18 protein-coding genes are annotated in these 13,746 nt (G+C 48.3%); 2 read left to right on the forward strand and 16 right to left on the reverse strand.

What is annotated here, in order from left to right:
• Positions 1–51: 51 nt before the first annotated feature.
• A complete protein-coding gene (locus tag CHL76_RS00585; protein WP_079474934.1) occupies positions 52–663 on the reverse strand; it encodes a flavodoxin family protein in 612 nt (203 codons plus the stop codon).
• A gap of 143 nt (positions 664–806) precedes the next feature.
• Between CHL76_RS00585 and CHL76_RS00590 the strand changes: the two genes are divergently transcribed.
• Positions 807–1,607, forward strand: a complete 801-nt coding sequence (locus tag CHL76_RS00590; protein ID WP_079474933.1) for an SDR family NAD(P)-dependent oxidoreductase — start codon at positions 807–809, stop codon at positions 1,605–1,607.
• A 67-nt stretch (positions 1,608–1,674) separates the two neighbouring features.
• Here CHL76_RS00590 and qoxD read toward each other — a convergent pair whose 3' ends face one another.
• From qoxD to CHL76_RS00655, 15 genes are all read right to left on the reverse strand, one after another.
• Entirely contained in the window at positions 1,675–2,046 is a 372-nt protein-coding gene (gene qoxD / locus CHL76_RS00595) for a cytochrome aa3 quinol oxidase subunit IV (RefSeq protein WP_079474932.1), read from the reverse strand.
• The gene (gene qoxC / locus CHL76_RS00600; protein ID WP_079474931.1) at positions 2,047–2,655 is read right to left on the reverse strand and encodes a cytochrome aa3 quinol oxidase subunit III; all 609 of its coding nucleotides are present in this window, start codon (positions 2,653–2,655) and stop codon (positions 2,047–2,049) included. It abuts the gene before it with no gap.
• The gene (gene qoxB / locus CHL76_RS00605) at positions 2,652–4,541 is read right to left on the reverse strand and encodes a cytochrome aa3 quinol oxidase subunit I (RefSeq protein ID WP_233133191.1); all 1,890 of its coding nucleotides are present in this window, start codon (positions 4,539–4,541) and stop codon (positions 2,652–2,654) included. The genes qoxC and qoxB overlap by 4 nt, the downstream gene beginning before the upstream one ends.
• Positions 4,542–4,640: 99 nt before the next feature.
• A complete protein-coding gene (qoxA, locus tag CHL76_RS00610; RefSeq protein ID WP_371862234.1) occupies positions 4,641–5,579 on the reverse strand; it encodes a cytochrome aa3 quinol oxidase subunit II in 939 nt (312 codons plus the stop codon).
• A 126-nt stretch (positions 5,580–5,705) separates the two neighbouring features.
• Positions 5,706–5,867, reverse strand: coding sequence for a hypothetical protein (locus tag CHL76_RS16890; protein ID WP_158219015.1), 162 nt, complete (start codon positions 5,865–5,867; stop codon positions 5,706–5,708).
• 15 nt (positions 5,868–5,882) lie between these two features.
• Positions 5,883–6,479, reverse strand: a complete 597-nt coding sequence (locus CHL76_RS17415; RefSeq protein ID WP_307725186.1) for an SLC5/6 family protein — start codon at positions 6,477–6,479, stop codon at positions 5,883–5,885.
• A 65-nt stretch (positions 6,480–6,544) separates the two neighbouring features.
• Positions 6,545–7,672, reverse strand: a complete 1,128-nt coding sequence (locus CHL76_RS17420) for a solute:sodium symporter family transporter (RefSeq protein ID WP_307725187.1) — start codon at positions 7,670–7,672, stop codon at positions 6,545–6,547.
• A 113-nt stretch (positions 7,673–7,785) separates the two neighbouring features.
• The gene (locus CHL76_RS00620; RefSeq protein ID WP_079474929.1) at positions 7,786–8,502 is read right to left on the reverse strand and encodes a class I SAM-dependent methyltransferase; all 717 of its coding nucleotides are present in this window, start codon (positions 8,500–8,502) and stop codon (positions 7,786–7,788) included.
• Positions 8,503–8,531: 29 nt separating this feature from the next.
• Positions 8,532–9,050 (reverse strand): MogA/MoaB family molybdenum cofactor biosynthesis protein, encoded by a 519-nt coding sequence (locus CHL76_RS00625; RefSeq protein ID WP_094907532.1) that lies wholly within the window; start codon positions 9,048–9,050, stop codon positions 8,532–8,534.
• Between the two features lie 66 nt (positions 9,051–9,116).
• Entirely contained in the window at positions 9,117–10,127 is a 1,011-nt protein-coding gene (gene moaA / locus CHL76_RS00630; RefSeq protein WP_079474927.1) for a GTP 3',8-cyclase MoaA, read from the reverse strand.
• 14 nt (positions 10,128–10,141) lie between these two features.
• A complete protein-coding gene (locus tag CHL76_RS00635) occupies positions 10,142–10,729 on the reverse strand; it encodes a molybdenum cofactor guanylyltransferase (protein WP_079474926.1) in 588 nt (195 codons plus the stop codon).
• Positions 10,730–10,733: 4 nt separating this feature from the next.
• Positions 10,734–10,967, reverse strand: a complete 234-nt coding sequence (locus CHL76_RS00640; RefSeq protein ID WP_079474925.1) for a MoaD/ThiS family protein — start codon at positions 10,965–10,967, stop codon at positions 10,734–10,736.
• Positions 10,964–11,428, reverse strand: coding sequence for a molybdenum cofactor biosynthesis protein MoaE (locus CHL76_RS00645; protein WP_079474924.1), 465 nt, complete (start codon positions 11,426–11,428; stop codon positions 10,964–10,966). The genes CHL76_RS00640 and CHL76_RS00645 overlap by 4 nt, the downstream gene beginning before the upstream one ends.
• Positions 11,407–11,910, reverse strand: a complete 504-nt coding sequence (mobB, locus tag CHL76_RS00650; RefSeq protein WP_094907533.1) for a molybdopterin-guanine dinucleotide biosynthesis protein B — start codon at positions 11,908–11,910, stop codon at positions 11,407–11,409. Before mobB ends, CHL76_RS00645 begins: the two co-directional genes overlap by 22 nt.
• The gene (locus CHL76_RS00655; protein ID WP_079474922.1) at positions 11,907–13,175 is read right to left on the reverse strand and encodes a molybdopterin molybdotransferase MoeA; all 1,269 of its coding nucleotides are present in this window, start codon (positions 13,173–13,175) and stop codon (positions 11,907–11,909) included. The genes mobB and CHL76_RS00655 overlap by 4 nt, the downstream gene beginning before the upstream one ends.
• Before the next feature lie 79 nt (positions 13,176–13,254).
• Here CHL76_RS00655 and moaC point away from each other — a divergent pair, with 79 nt between their 5' ends.
• Positions 13,255–13,743: a cyclic pyranopterin monophosphate synthase MoaC gene (gene moaC / locus CHL76_RS00660; protein ID WP_079474921.1), complete on the forward strand. Its 489-nt coding sequence runs from the start codon at positions 13,255–13,257 to the stop codon at positions 13,741–13,743.
• Positions 13,744–13,746 lie beyond the last annotated feature (3 nt).

Genomic DNA, 13,746 nt, shown 5'->3' on the forward strand with positions numbered 1-13,746 from the left:
CTTACTAAAAAAAGCAGCCACTCGGCTGCTTTTTTTGTATGCTTTTATTTGTTACGTATTGCCTTTTGTCGGAATCGGATTTTCTTTTAAAATAGTGCCCACATGAAGCATATTGTACGCCAATTTGGGAATGTGCTTTTGGACAAACTCGCTTTTAATGCCTTCTGCCTCAATAAACGAAGGTCCCGGTCCGGCTTCACCGACCCAGTAGCAGTTGGGACGCGGCGGAAGCGTAAAGCCTAAATGAGAAAGGCCAAATACGATCGACTGAATGGCGTGTTTTGCTCCGTCTTCGTTGCCTGTGGCTACTACGCCGGCTACTTTATCATAATAAACGCCCTGTCCTTTTTCGTTTGTATGGCTGGCTGAGCCGTTCAACCGTTCTATTGCCTTGGTAATCATGCTGCTTTTTTCACCCAGCCATACCGGTGTGCCGAGCAGCACCATCTCTGCTTCTTCAATCTTCGCCTGGATGGCCGGCCAGTCATCTCCTTCCCCGAGGTCGTCTGCGACTCCGTACGGGATATTGTAATCTGCCAGACGGATTTTCTCCACCTGTACTCCTTCTTCTTCCCAGATTTGCATAATTTCATCTGCCAATGCATCTGTATTCGACGTATGAGAAGAATCCTTTAACGATCCGTTTAAAAATACTGCTTTCATAGTTTCACCTCTTTTTATAGTAGCTGCTTCTCTATGTACCCCGAATTTTTCCGATATAATCTTCCCTTATGCTCCAATTCGTTTGTATTCTTTTTCTCCCGGGTAAATAGAAATCAATTACTTTAAATATGGAGGAATACATAATGATGCCATTTGCTGAAAACGCACTGCAAAATGAACATGCCCTCGTGACCGGAAGCACCCGGGGGATCGGAAGAGAAACAGCTGTTAAGCTTGCCTGCATGGGTGCTGATGTAACAGTTACCGGCCGGAACAAAGACAAGCTTGAAGAAACTAAACAATTGATACTCGAAGCGAAACCGCAGGCTCGTGTATTTATATGCCCGGCAGACATCACAGATGCTTCAGCGCGCAGTGAGCTTGTAACAGCAGCGGAAGGGGCGCATGGACCGTTGAGCCTTCTCGTGAATTCGGCAGGCGTGCTGAAACGAAAATTTGTGGAAGAGCTCGAAGAGGCGGACCTCCAGGAAATGATGGAGGTAAACTATACGTCTACCGTGCTTTTAACTCAGCTTGTGTATAAGCGCATGCAGGCGCAGAAAAAGGGTGCGATCGTAAATGTTTCTTCCCTTTCTGGCCTGCGTGGTACCCCGGGAAATAGCGCTTATTCCGCTTCCAAGTTTGCGCTCACCGGTTTTACCCAGTCTCTTGCACTCGAAGCCATTGAACACGGCATCCGGGTGAATGCCGTCTGTCCTGGCTATGTGCAGACAGAAATGGTAGAGCAGCTCATGCAGATGAAGGCAGAAGAAAACGGCAGAAGTCTCGAGGAACAAATGCAGGTATCCGCCGAAAGCCTTCCGTCCGGGCGGATGACCCGGCCGGAGGAAGTGGCCAATACCATTGCTTATCTATTAACAGATGCTGCCTCCAATATTGTTGGAGAAGCTGTAAAAATTTCTGGCGGAAGTGTCGTCCACTAAATGCTTTCATGTCATTCTTTGAATACAAAAAAGCCTGTCCTCATAAATTGGGACAGGCTTTTGCTATTTAATGCTCTGAATGATCCATTTCCTCTGAACCGCCGCCGGATCCACCGCCGCTGTCCATATCCATGTCGCTCATGCCAAAGGACATGACCCAGATGGAACCTGCAATCACTACCGCCGCGATGAAAAACCCAAACAGGATGTTTCCATACTGCGGTATAGGGTTTTTCTCAGCAATGTGCATGAACATGACAAGCTGAAGCACAGCCTGGATTACTGCAAGTATCATAATGATTGCAATAATCCATGGAACTGGAAGTCCGGACATTACGGTCGTATAAGCAGCAACCAGGGTCAAAACAATTGAAGCAATAAAGCCAATTACGTGTTTGACGGGGATGCCTGACTCACTGTGTTCTGTGTGTTCACTCATTTAAACCACCATCCCTATCAGATAGACAGCTGTAAAGATGAAAATCCATACAACGTCCAAAAAGTGCCAGTACAGACCGATAACAAACGTTTTTCTGGCTATGACGGGCGTCAAACCGAAGCGTATTAATTGAATAATAATCGCCGTACACCAGAAGACACCGAGCGTTACGTGGAGGCCGTGTGTACCAGTAAGGGTAAAGAAGGCCGACCAGAAGGCACTCGACTGAATTGTGGCGCCTTCATGCACGTAATGCACAAACTCGTAAATTTCAAAACCCAAAAAGCCAAGGCCCAGTGCCAAAGTAATGATCAACCATATTACCAGGCCTTTCAACGATTCTTTTCTCATCATGTGCACGGCAATGCCGCACGTAAAACTACTGACTAACAGCAGAAAGGTCATTGTAAGCGCCATTGGCATTTCAAACAGTTCGTGAGCCGGAGTGGCTTCGCCGTAGCGGCCGAATAGAACAGCGTAGGTGGCAAACAATGTAGAGAAAAGCACCACCTCGGCTGCCAGGAAGATCCAGAAACCGAGAATAGTTAAGGGGCCGTCTTCTCTACGGTACTCTAATGGTCCTGTTTTCAATTCTGCGTGTTCACTCATTCTTTACGCCCCCTTGCCTGCTCCTCAGTACGTTTAATTTCCTCAATAGGGACGTGGTACCCTTCATCAAAGTCGAAGGAGCGAATAACCATGCAGATAATCACCCCGAGGAGCCCTGGAATTGCAAGCCAGAACCAGTGCCATACCAGACCAAAACTTGCGATGAACATAATAGCTGACATAATGATCGGCAGCCCTTTGTAGCTAGGCATGTGGATCGGCTCGAGCTTGGATTCATCGTACGTTGTAGCTCCTGTTTCTTTCATGTCCCAATACGCTTCATGACTGTTGACGTAAGGCACAGTCGCGAAATTGTAGTGCGGAACCGGGGTTGTTGTAGCCCACTCGAGCGAACGGCCGTCCCAGGCGTCCCCTGTTTTTTCCCGCGGCTCATAACGGGCGCTGTAATAAATATTGAACGTAAAGATGACAAATCCTGCTGCCAGAACAAAAGCTCCGGCAGTAGACAGCAGGTTAAGCGGCATCCATTCCGGTTCAATCGTATATGTCCGGCGCGGCATTCCCATAAGGCCAAGGAAAAACTGCGGAAGGAACGTAATATTGAACCCGATAACCGTAAACCAGAAGCTGATTTTACCTAATTTTTCATTCATCTTATGGCCAAACATTTTCGGGTACCAGTACGTAAGCCCTGCAAACATTCCGAACAATGTGCCGGCAATCAGCACGTAGTGGAAGTGGGCAATCAGGAAATACGTGTTGTGATACTGGTAGTCAGCGGAAGCCATACCGAGCATAACCCCGGTGACGCCGCCAATGGTAAAGTTCGGTATAAAGGCAAGCGCCCACAGCATCGGCACGTTAAACCTGATACGTCCCTTATACATTGTCCCAAGCCAGTTAAATATCTTGATCCCGGTCGGAACGGCAATAAGCATCGTTGTGATGGAGAATAGAGAGTTAACTCCTGCTCCGGCGCCCATCGTAAAGAAGTGGTGGACCCAGACGATAAAGCTCAGCCCTGCGATAACACACATGGCGTAAACCATCGCTTTGTAACCAAACAGCTGCTTTCTGGCGAATGTCGAGATAACTTCAGAAAAGACCCCGAACGCCGGAAGGATAACGATATATACTTCTGGGTGTCCCCACAGCCAGAAAAGGTTAGCCCACATCATCGGCATACCTTCACCGGCTAATGTAAAGAAGTGGGTGCCAAAAATGCGGTCCAACGTCATCAGAGCCAGTGCAATCGTCAAAATTGGAAAAGCAAAGATGATGATAATGGATGTAATCAATGCAGACCATGTGAAGATAGGCATCTTCATCAGCGTCATGCCTGGTGCACGCATGCGAAGAATGGTCACCAGGAAGTTGATGCCCGTGGCCAGTGTACCAATCCCTGACAGCTGAAGTCCCAGTAAATAGTAATTCTGGTTAATTTCCGGACTCAATTCCGGCCCGGCCATCGGCACATAGCTTGTCCATCCGGCGCTCGGAGAACCACCGATAACAAAGGAAATGTTAAACAGCATTGCCCCAAAGAAAAATGTCCAAAAGCTGAAGGCGTTCAAAAACGGAAAAGCTACGTCCCGGGCGCCTATTTGAAGCGGAACCGCAACGTTCATCAGCCCGATAATAAACGGCATCGCCATAAACAGGATCATGACTGTTCCATGCGTAGTGAAAATTTCATTATAGTGCACGGAATTCAGGAAATTCATATTGGGAAGTGCAAGCTGCGTTCTCATCATTAGGGCATCGACCCCGCCGCGGAACAGCATAGCAAGCGCTGCGATAATATACATGATACCAATTTTCTTGTGGTCTACCGTTGTCAGATATTCATCCCACAGCCATTTCCATAGCTTGAAATACGTCAGGACAAACACAATACCTACTGTAGCGAGGACGATGGAGGCCATTGCCCCGTAAATAATAGGTTCTCCGGTGACAAGAAAGTCATTCCATATAAAATCCCACAAAGGATGTCACCTGCTTTCTTTAATTATAAATATCGTAATTTATTCCTCTTCCCAAGGGCCGCCTTCGCCGCCTTCAAGGTGAAGCTGTTCACCAAGATTGCCACTGTAAAGATCAGTGATGTAGCTTCTGCCTGAGTTCATGCCAAAGTCTACATACTCTAAATGTGTGCTGGAGTATTCTGCTTCCTGGGCAAGGCCTGGCTCAAGGTACTCATCAAAGCGGTCCTTAGTCATTTCCGGGGCATTGTTTTGAACATCGCTTACCCACTGATTGAACTCTTCTTCGCTCTCAGAAGTAACCGTAAATGTATGCTCAGCAAAGCCAGAACCGTTGTAGTTCGCATTGCGTCCTGCAAATTCGCCTTCTTCGTCCGCCTGAAGATACAGTGTATTCTGCATTCCGGCCATGTTATATTTCTGGCCGCCAAGCGCCGGTATCCAGAGGGCTGTCATCGAATCGGCAGACGCCAGCTTAAATTCGACCGGGCGATTTTCCGGTATGTGTAAGTAGTTAACCGTTTCAATGTTTTGCTCCGGATAACTGAAATACCATTTCCAGTTGGAGGTATCGGCATGTATTACCAGCGGCTCCTGGTCATTCGTCTCTTCCGGCGGTTTTTCCAATGCATAAAGGGAAGTTACCGTAGGAACTGAAAGAGCTGCTACAATGATAAACGGAATAACTGTCCAAATTATCTCGAGCGTAGTGTTTCCGTGCTGGTGAGGGTCATAGTCTTTGTCTGTCCAGTTCGGGCGTTCCCTAAACCGGATAATCATGTAGAAAAATAGCACAAAAACAACAATGACAATGACGGACATCAGTGTAATAGAAAAAATAATGAGTTCCTGCTGGGTTCTGGCCACCGGCCCTTTAGGATCCAAAACTGTAATACCGCTGCAGCCGCTGGCGACAAGCAGCAAAGCAAACAACCCCGGTACCATAAATAGCCTTTTGAACCAGGAAACTAAGTTTTTCAAGCGCTTCACGCTCCTTCCTTTTTATTACCGACTTCTGTGATGAATAACCCCTCTCTCCATCAGCCACGGTTCATTCCGTTCATATGCAGAGCGCACCATTATCGTAGCAAATTTTTATGCCTCTCGTCATTTTTTCTCTGGCAAAATTTCAAAATTGACGATTTTTAAACACAAATATGTCATAAAACGTTCACTTCTATGCGCCTGTTGCTTAGAACCTTTATCATCGTATCCTAACGCCTGCCAATTTTCAACCTGTGAAAGAGGGTTTTGGGACAAATCACTCAAGTTCCCAGAGCTTTTTTACGCCTTATTCTTCGGTTCCATATGAACCCGGGAACTTTCATTTTTTCCTGATTTATACTGAAGCAGGTAATTTGTATACTTTTCGTTCCAATGTCGATAGGAAAACGCTGCAAGCACAGCGGTCACTCCTGCAATCAGTGCTGTGAGCGGCCAAAACCACGGTGAAACTATTCCATCGGCGTATGCGAGTCCCGCACGTGAGAACAGCAGGAACAAGAAAGCCACCCCTCCAATAAGGACGCATGAGACACTTAAAGCATGCTTCCATGGCACCATCGATACCTTTGGGGCGTTCCGTCTTGCTGCCCCTTTCATTGGCCTGTACCAACCTAATAACATCATAATGCCTGCTTCTATCAGAAAGAGAACAAACGACACATAAATAAAATTAATCGGTATTTCTACGCCTGTAAACTGAGGCAGTCCCCATAGCGCAATGTAATAGGAAACCACGTGAAAAATAATGACAATTTTGGCGGCAAGCGGAGGCACCCGCCTGGTAAATACTCCGAATAAAACGATCGTTATAATTGGAATGTTAAAAAAACCAGTGAATTCCCGGATAATGGTCCACAGGCCTTCTGGAGCAAACATCAGCAAAGGAGCAATAAAAAAAGAAACAAGCGCGAGAACACTTCCAAACCATTTACTGACCGTAATCAGATGCTGGTCGGAAATTTTTTTCGGGCGTTAGCTTTATAAACATCCAGTGCAAACATGGTAGAAGCACTGTTTAAAAGCGAATTAAAGCTTGATAACACCGCTCCCATTAAGACCGTGAGAAAAAATCCGCTCAAAAAGCCCGGCAGCAGATTATTAATCAATTCCGGATAAGCAAGGTCGATACTTCTCAGCCCATCTCCGTATAAATGATAGGCAATTACCCCGGGTACCATCATAAAAAGTGGTACAAGCATTTTGTAAAATCCTGAAAACAATACCCCCTTCTGCCCTTCCGCCAGGTTTTTCGCCCCGAGCGTCCGCTGAATAACGTATTGATTCGTTGCCCAGTAGAATGAATTCATCATTATCATGCCAGAGAATACTGTACCAATAGGCACCGCATCCTCACTTGACCCTATAGCATTCAGCTTTTCGGGCTCAGTTACCGCCATCGTTTCCATTCCTTGCAGCAAATTCCCTCCCCCGAGTTCGATAAAGCCAAGAATTGGAACGATGAGCCCGACAATGAGCAGGCCGATGCCATTTAACGTATCAGACACTGCTACTGCACGCAGGCCGCCAAAAATGGCGTAAGCTGCGCCAATCAATCCCACGGTCCAGACCATCGCCCACACAGACTGCTCATACGTAATACCGAATAAATCGGGAATATTAAACAATTGCAGAACAGCGAGTGCCCCTGAATATAATACAGAAGGTATGGTTACGAAAACGTAGCCCAGCATGAATAATACGACTACATACCTGCGGACACCCTGGTCAAAACGCTCTCCCAGGAATTCAGGAAGAGTGCTGAACGCCCCGCTCAAATACCTTGGAAGAAGCAGCAGCGCTAAAATAATTACCGAGAAAGCTGCCGTTACTTCCCAGGCCATATTCGACATATTCGCCCCATACGCCTGGCCGTTTAAACCGATCAGCTGCTCGGCCGACAAATTAGTAAGAAGAAGCGCTCCCGCAATAAACCCGCCGGTCAGGCTCCTGCCTGCGAGAAAATAGCCGTCGGAATTGTTAATACGATTCCTTGTTTTCATATAAGAAATAAAAGCTACCAGCAGCATAAAAAAGATACAGGAAATAAGCATAAATATATTTTCTGTCATCAGGATTGCCCCCCTTCCTCATGGTAAAACCGACATACAAAAAGCTTATTTTTGCTTTCCCGCTTTTTCCATTCGTTAAGCCTGCGATGCAGCAGATATAAAAGAACGAGCCGTCAGGCCCGTTCTTTAACTGCTTCAAGCAGCAGCATATTTGAATTAATAAGCACCTTTCGTTCCCCCCGGTAGGTCGTAAACGACTGCGCTTCGCTCTCAAGCTTATGAACCGTCCAGTCTGCGTACTGCCGGGAAAGCTGTTGAATAATATCGCCTGTATCAAAATTCACTTCCATTTTTGCCGGAAGTTCTTCCTTTGTTTCGGTATCTGTTTCATGGATACCAGTGTTTATTAAGAACGCGTGCACACCGCCCTCAGCTGTGCCTTTCTGAAGTTTATCAATCAGCCTCCAAAAGGTTTTTTCATCAGGCACATGCTCAATGCTTGATACTGCGATGACGCCATCAAAATACGCTTCCTTTGGCGTGTAGTCTTCTATTGCTTTTTTTACCGGTTTAATTTCTTTTTCCACGCCGTATTCACTGGCATATTCCGTTAATTGGCTGATGGCTTCATCTAAGAAATCGACACATACCACTTCACAGCCTTGCTCCTGAAACTGCTTGGCGGCCGGTATGCTGTTACGGCCGATGCCGCAGCCGAGATCAAGCAGCCGCACGTCCTCTCCTTTTCGGATGCGTTCCAGGGCGCCGATAATGCGAGAAGCGGGTTTTTTCATCCAGGTGCCTTTTTCAAACAAATCATGCTGCTGGTAGTACCGGCGGTGATAATCTTTTTCCGAGGCCCTGATTTCCTCTAAACTTGGTTCTTTCATACAAGCACCTCTTTTATTATTAATTTCCCCTACAGATCGCGCTGCTTTGTAGCTTCCCAGACCACATGCGGGAGCTCAGGGATGATCAGTTTCTCCATCGCAAGCTTTACGGCACCAGAGGAGCCTGGCATAGTAAACACCGGTTTATGGTCAATAATACCAGCCTCAGCTCTTGATAAAATTGCGGAAGAGCCAATGTCTTCTACATAACTCAAATAGCGGAACAGCTCGCCAAACCCGACGATTGCTTTATCAAATCTGGGTGTCACAGTTTCAATCGTAATATCCCGGTCGGCAATTCCAGTACCGCCGTTAATCAGCACTGCTTCTGCCTCCGGGTGGGCGAGCGCTTCGTTCAAACGATTGGTGATCGACGCCTGTTCATCCGTGACAATAGAATAAAAGCACGCTTCGTGGCCGTGGGATTCGAGCAGCTCATGAATACGTCTGCCGCTTTTATCCGTTTCTTCCGTTCTCGTATCACTTACGGTAATGACAGCGCATTGGATCTTTTTCTCTGCCTGCTCTTTATGTTTTTCTGTCGCCATAAAAATTCCCTCCTTTATTTTTTCTTAAAAAAAGAAGCCCTTTTTCAGGCTTCCTCTTTTGTACTATTATCCCCCAATATAGGACATTTCAATCCGCTTACGGTTGCGCGCTGTTTCTTCGGTCCGCTCTTCCGAGTAACGGTCGGTCCGTCTCCCCCATATACCGGCAATACTATTAAATATCTTTTCATCTGAGTCCCCGGAACGGAGTTGATTTCGTAAATCATACCCTTCGGTGGCAAACAGGCACGTAAACAGCTTGCCGTCCGCAGAGATTCTGGCCCGTGTGCACGTAGAGCAGAATGACTCCGTGACAGACGAAATCACGCCGACTTCGCCGCTGCCGTCCCTGTAACGGTAACGGTCAGCCACTTCACCGTAATAGCCCGGATCCACGGGCTCAATCGGAAACGTCTGGTGAATCGTGTCGATAATATCCTTTTTCGTCACCACTGAGCTGAAGTTCCAGCCGTTAGTGCTCCCCACGTCCATAAACTCGATAAAGCGCAGATTGACCCCGCGCTGTTTAAAATACATCGCCATGGGAAGAATCTGCTCTTCATTCATCCCTTTTTTAACTACGGTATTCACCTTTACAGTTAGACCTGCTTTTTTTGCTGCTTCAATGCCTTTTAGTACTGGCTTCGACCCGGTTTTTCTGCCATTAATGCTTGCGAATACTTCATCATCGAGTGCATCGAGGCTGATGTTCACCCGCTGCAGCCCGGCTGCTTTTAATTTTTCAGCCTGGGCTGGCAGCATCACGCCGTTTGTGGTAAGGGCGATATCTTTAATGCCTTCAATTTCTGTCAGGCGGCGGATCAGCTCCGGCATGTTTTTGCGAAGCAGCGGTTCTCCGCCGGTTAATCGGAGCTTCTCGACGCCAAGCCCGGCGAACAGACGAGAAACCCGTACGATTTCATCAAAGGAGAGCCTCTCGTCCTGGCCCATAAATTCAAAATCCGGGCCGAAAATTTCAGCCGGCATGCAGTAGGTGCACCGGAAATTGCATTGATCTATAACGGAAATACGCAGGTCACGAAGGGGACGGTTTAACTGGTCAGTTACATTGCTCATGGTATTCCCCCTCTCTATTTTACCTTTCTATTTAACTCTTCGAGCTGCCAGGCGGTATTAATATTTTCAAATGCTTCAGGGCGCCAGTACATCTGATTAACATCTATTACTTTTTCCTTACCGCTGAATACCTTCTTCATGCGATAATCTCCGGATTCGAGCTGGGCTTCTGCCTTCGAAAGCAGATCCGCGTGGAACCATCCGCATGCGGGCGCGATTCTTCCCGCAGCCTCCGGGATAACCGCCTCCGTCTCCGGAGAAATATAAGAAGCCAGAAAACGGATTTCCGCTTTGGTAATAAGCGGCATATCCACCGGAAGCATAAAGACCCATTCTTCCTCTGTATAAGAAAGCCCGGTAAAAAGTCCGGCGAGCGGTCCTTTTTCCTGATGAGGAGGAAGATCTTCTCTCACCTTCACCTGCTCTCCCGCTTCTATTCTCCCCGCAAACGACGGATGTGAAATAATCCAGATGGTCTTCACTTCGGATTGAAGAGCCTGGACGGCTCGTTCATAAAAGTAGCTTTCTTTCCAGACAGCAAAGGCCTTCGGAGAACCAAACCGCTCCGACATGCCTCCAGTAAGAATGATTCCATCTGCCACGGCATTACCCTCCGCTGACCGGCGGGATCAGAGCTACAGTATCCCCCTGGCTCACCGGCGTGCTTTCTTCGGCAAACTCTTCGTTTACCGCAGTCATAATGCCGCTTACATCTGCATCATATGCTGATTTCAAATGCTCAAGCACATCCTTTACGGTCGCTATGCCTCCGCTGTTAATGGCAAGCCTCTCGCCGCCAAAAATATCTTTCATGTGGGCAAAGCATAACACATTAATCATTTGTTTCCACCTCCTGGGGCCCCGTCCGGGTACCGCGTTTGTTCAAGCTGGTCTCCGACCCACTGTTCACCGTCTTCCCAGTGTTCCTTTTTCCAGATTGGCACAATCTGTTTGATGCGCTCAATAATATATTCATTCGCTTCATAGGCGTCTTTCCGGTGCGGCGTTGAAACAGCAATAATGACTGCCGCATCCGATATCTGCAGTTCACCGGTGCGATGGCCCACGGCTGATTCAGCATCCGGCCAGCGCTCCTTCACTTCCCGGCCGATGGCCTCAAGCTGCTTTTCCGCCATCGAATGATAAGCTTCGTATTCCAGGTAAACGGTGCGCCGGCCTTTAGTAAATTCCCGGACCGTGCCGATAAACTGCACAACAGCTCCTGCTTCCGGACGCGTGACCTCAGCAGCAAGCTCTTCCACAGACAACGGTTCTGATGTCACGAAAAATCGTTTTTCCATAGTATACTCCTCATATATTGTTCAAACCATGCATCTGCTTTCTCAGTGTCCTGAAAATGATTCACTTCTTCTCCAGGGCCAAACGCTGTTTGAATGTTATCAAGATCCTCAAGGGTGGCTTTATCATTTGTGCTTCGAAGCAGAAATACTTTTGGGTGCGGTGCTTTTTTGTATCCTTCTATAAGAATAACATCAAGGGGGAGCTGTTGATAAATATTCAGCAGCGTGGAAAGCTCCGGAGCCTCTAAATCTGCCAGGAACTGAAAGACCCCGGCGCCTTCAACGCCCGAAACCATAGCTCCTGCCTCCTTCAGCTCCATGCTGTCGACTCCCTCCGGCTGGAGCGGTTCGTGCTGGTGGCCGTGATGCTTTAACACGCCCACTCTCCAGCCGTTGGCCCTGGCAAGCGCCGTCCAGCGTTTAAGCAGGGTCGTTTTTCCGCTTTCTTTGAACCCTATTACCTGCAGCACAGGAATTGTCATGACAGCGGCTCTTTCTGGCCTTCGTTATCTTCAAGCAGCATAACGTCGACCACGTCCCCCTGCTGATACCCGCGGCTTCCTCCAGGGAGAACAATGCACGCGTTCGCACCAGCCAGGGAGGTTACTGCACTCGATTTATTGAACCCGCCCGGCTCTGCATATAAACGGTCACCTTCCGCACGGCAGCTTCCGCGCACAAACCGGGTGAACGGATTCGGCTTGGAGAAATCTGCTGCAAGCTCTGCCTTCACCATCGTATGATGTGGACGCTCAGAATGCATCATTGCCTGAATAACTGGCCGCACAAACAACTCAAAGCCCATGTAGCAGGCGGAAGGGTTCCCCGAGAGACCGAACAGCAGCGTACCTCCCCAACTGGCGACGGTCGTTACGCTGCCGGGACGCATCGCTACTTTATTAAAGAACACCTCCGCTCCGAGACGTTCGTAAACATCCGGCAGCAGATCGTAGTCCCCGACCGATACTCCTCCGGTCGTAATAACCATGTCTGTCTCCTTTGCCGCCTGGCGTACCGCTTCGTAGCAGGGTTCAAGTTCGTCTTTCAGCTTACCGTAGTATACAGGCTCTGCCCCCGCCCGCTGCAGCTGGGCAATCATCATATAGGCATTGCTGTTCCGTATTTTTCCCGGCTCCAGTTCATCAGAGACATCGAGCAGCTCGGTGCCTGTCGCAAATACGCCAACGACAGGTCTTTTAGCCACTTTCACCGTAGCGTAGCCAAAGGTAGCAAGCAGAGCTGTTACGCCCGGGTCGATCCAAGTTCCTGCCGGCACGAGCTCGCTCCCTGCCTTCGTATCTTCACCTTCAAAGGAAATGTTTTGATTCTTTTCAAACTCGCGCTTAATCGTCATGAGCGGATACGTACCATCATGATCCTCCTGGGCAAGCTCGAGCATCACGACAGCGTCGCACTGCTCCGGGATTTTTGCCCCGGTCATTATACGTACTGCCTGAAAAGGTTCCAGGTCTTTTTCTGACACAAAACCAGCGCCGATTTCCTCCACTACCTGAAAAGTTACCGGCTGCTCCCGGGAAGCCCCCGTGGAGTCAACCGAACGGATCGCAAACCCGTCATACGGAGAACGGTCAAAGGGTGGAACCGGATGAGCGGCCGTGATTGTCTCTGCCAGGCGGCGGCCGTAGGAATTATGGATCGATACTTCCTCCACCTCCCCTTTTCCGATATTCTCCATCACTCGTTCGATTGCTTCTTTCACGGGGACAGGCGTACGTTTTTCAACCATATCGATGCTCCTTTACTGTATGTGAATGTATGTATCCATGCTATAATCGGTCAATACTATATCCAGGAGGGACATGCCCATGTCAGAATTCACGCACTTTAACGAGCAGGGCCGCGCCAGGATGGTAGACGTCTCCGATAAACCGGTGACGAGCAGAAGCGCCCTGGCAGGCTCAAGCATACGAGTTCCCGAAGACGTTTACCTGGCGGTTACGCAGGGCGATATTAAAAAAGGCGATGTGCTCGCCGTCGCCCAAATTGCAGGAATTACCGGTGCCAAACAGACATCTACCCTAATCCCCATGTGCCATCCGCTTCCTTTGAGTAACGTAGACATCAGCTTTTACTGGAAAACAGAAGAAGCGTACGAGCTTTTTATCGAAGCCTTTGTTAAGACGAAGGGAAGCACGGGCGTGGAAATGGAAGCATTAACCGCAGCCTCTGCCGCTGCATTGACCGTCTACGATATGTGTAAAGCCCTTGATAAAGGGATGGTTATCGGACCGACATATCTGTTGGAAAAAACCGGTGGAAAAAGCGGTGATTACTACCGCGAAACACATGATTAGTAC

Origin of the sequence: Marinococcus halophilus, from assembly GCF_002265875.1 — a bacterium.
Lineage (GTDB): Bacteria > Bacillota > Bacilli > Bacillales > Marinococcaceae > Marinococcus > Marinococcus halophilus.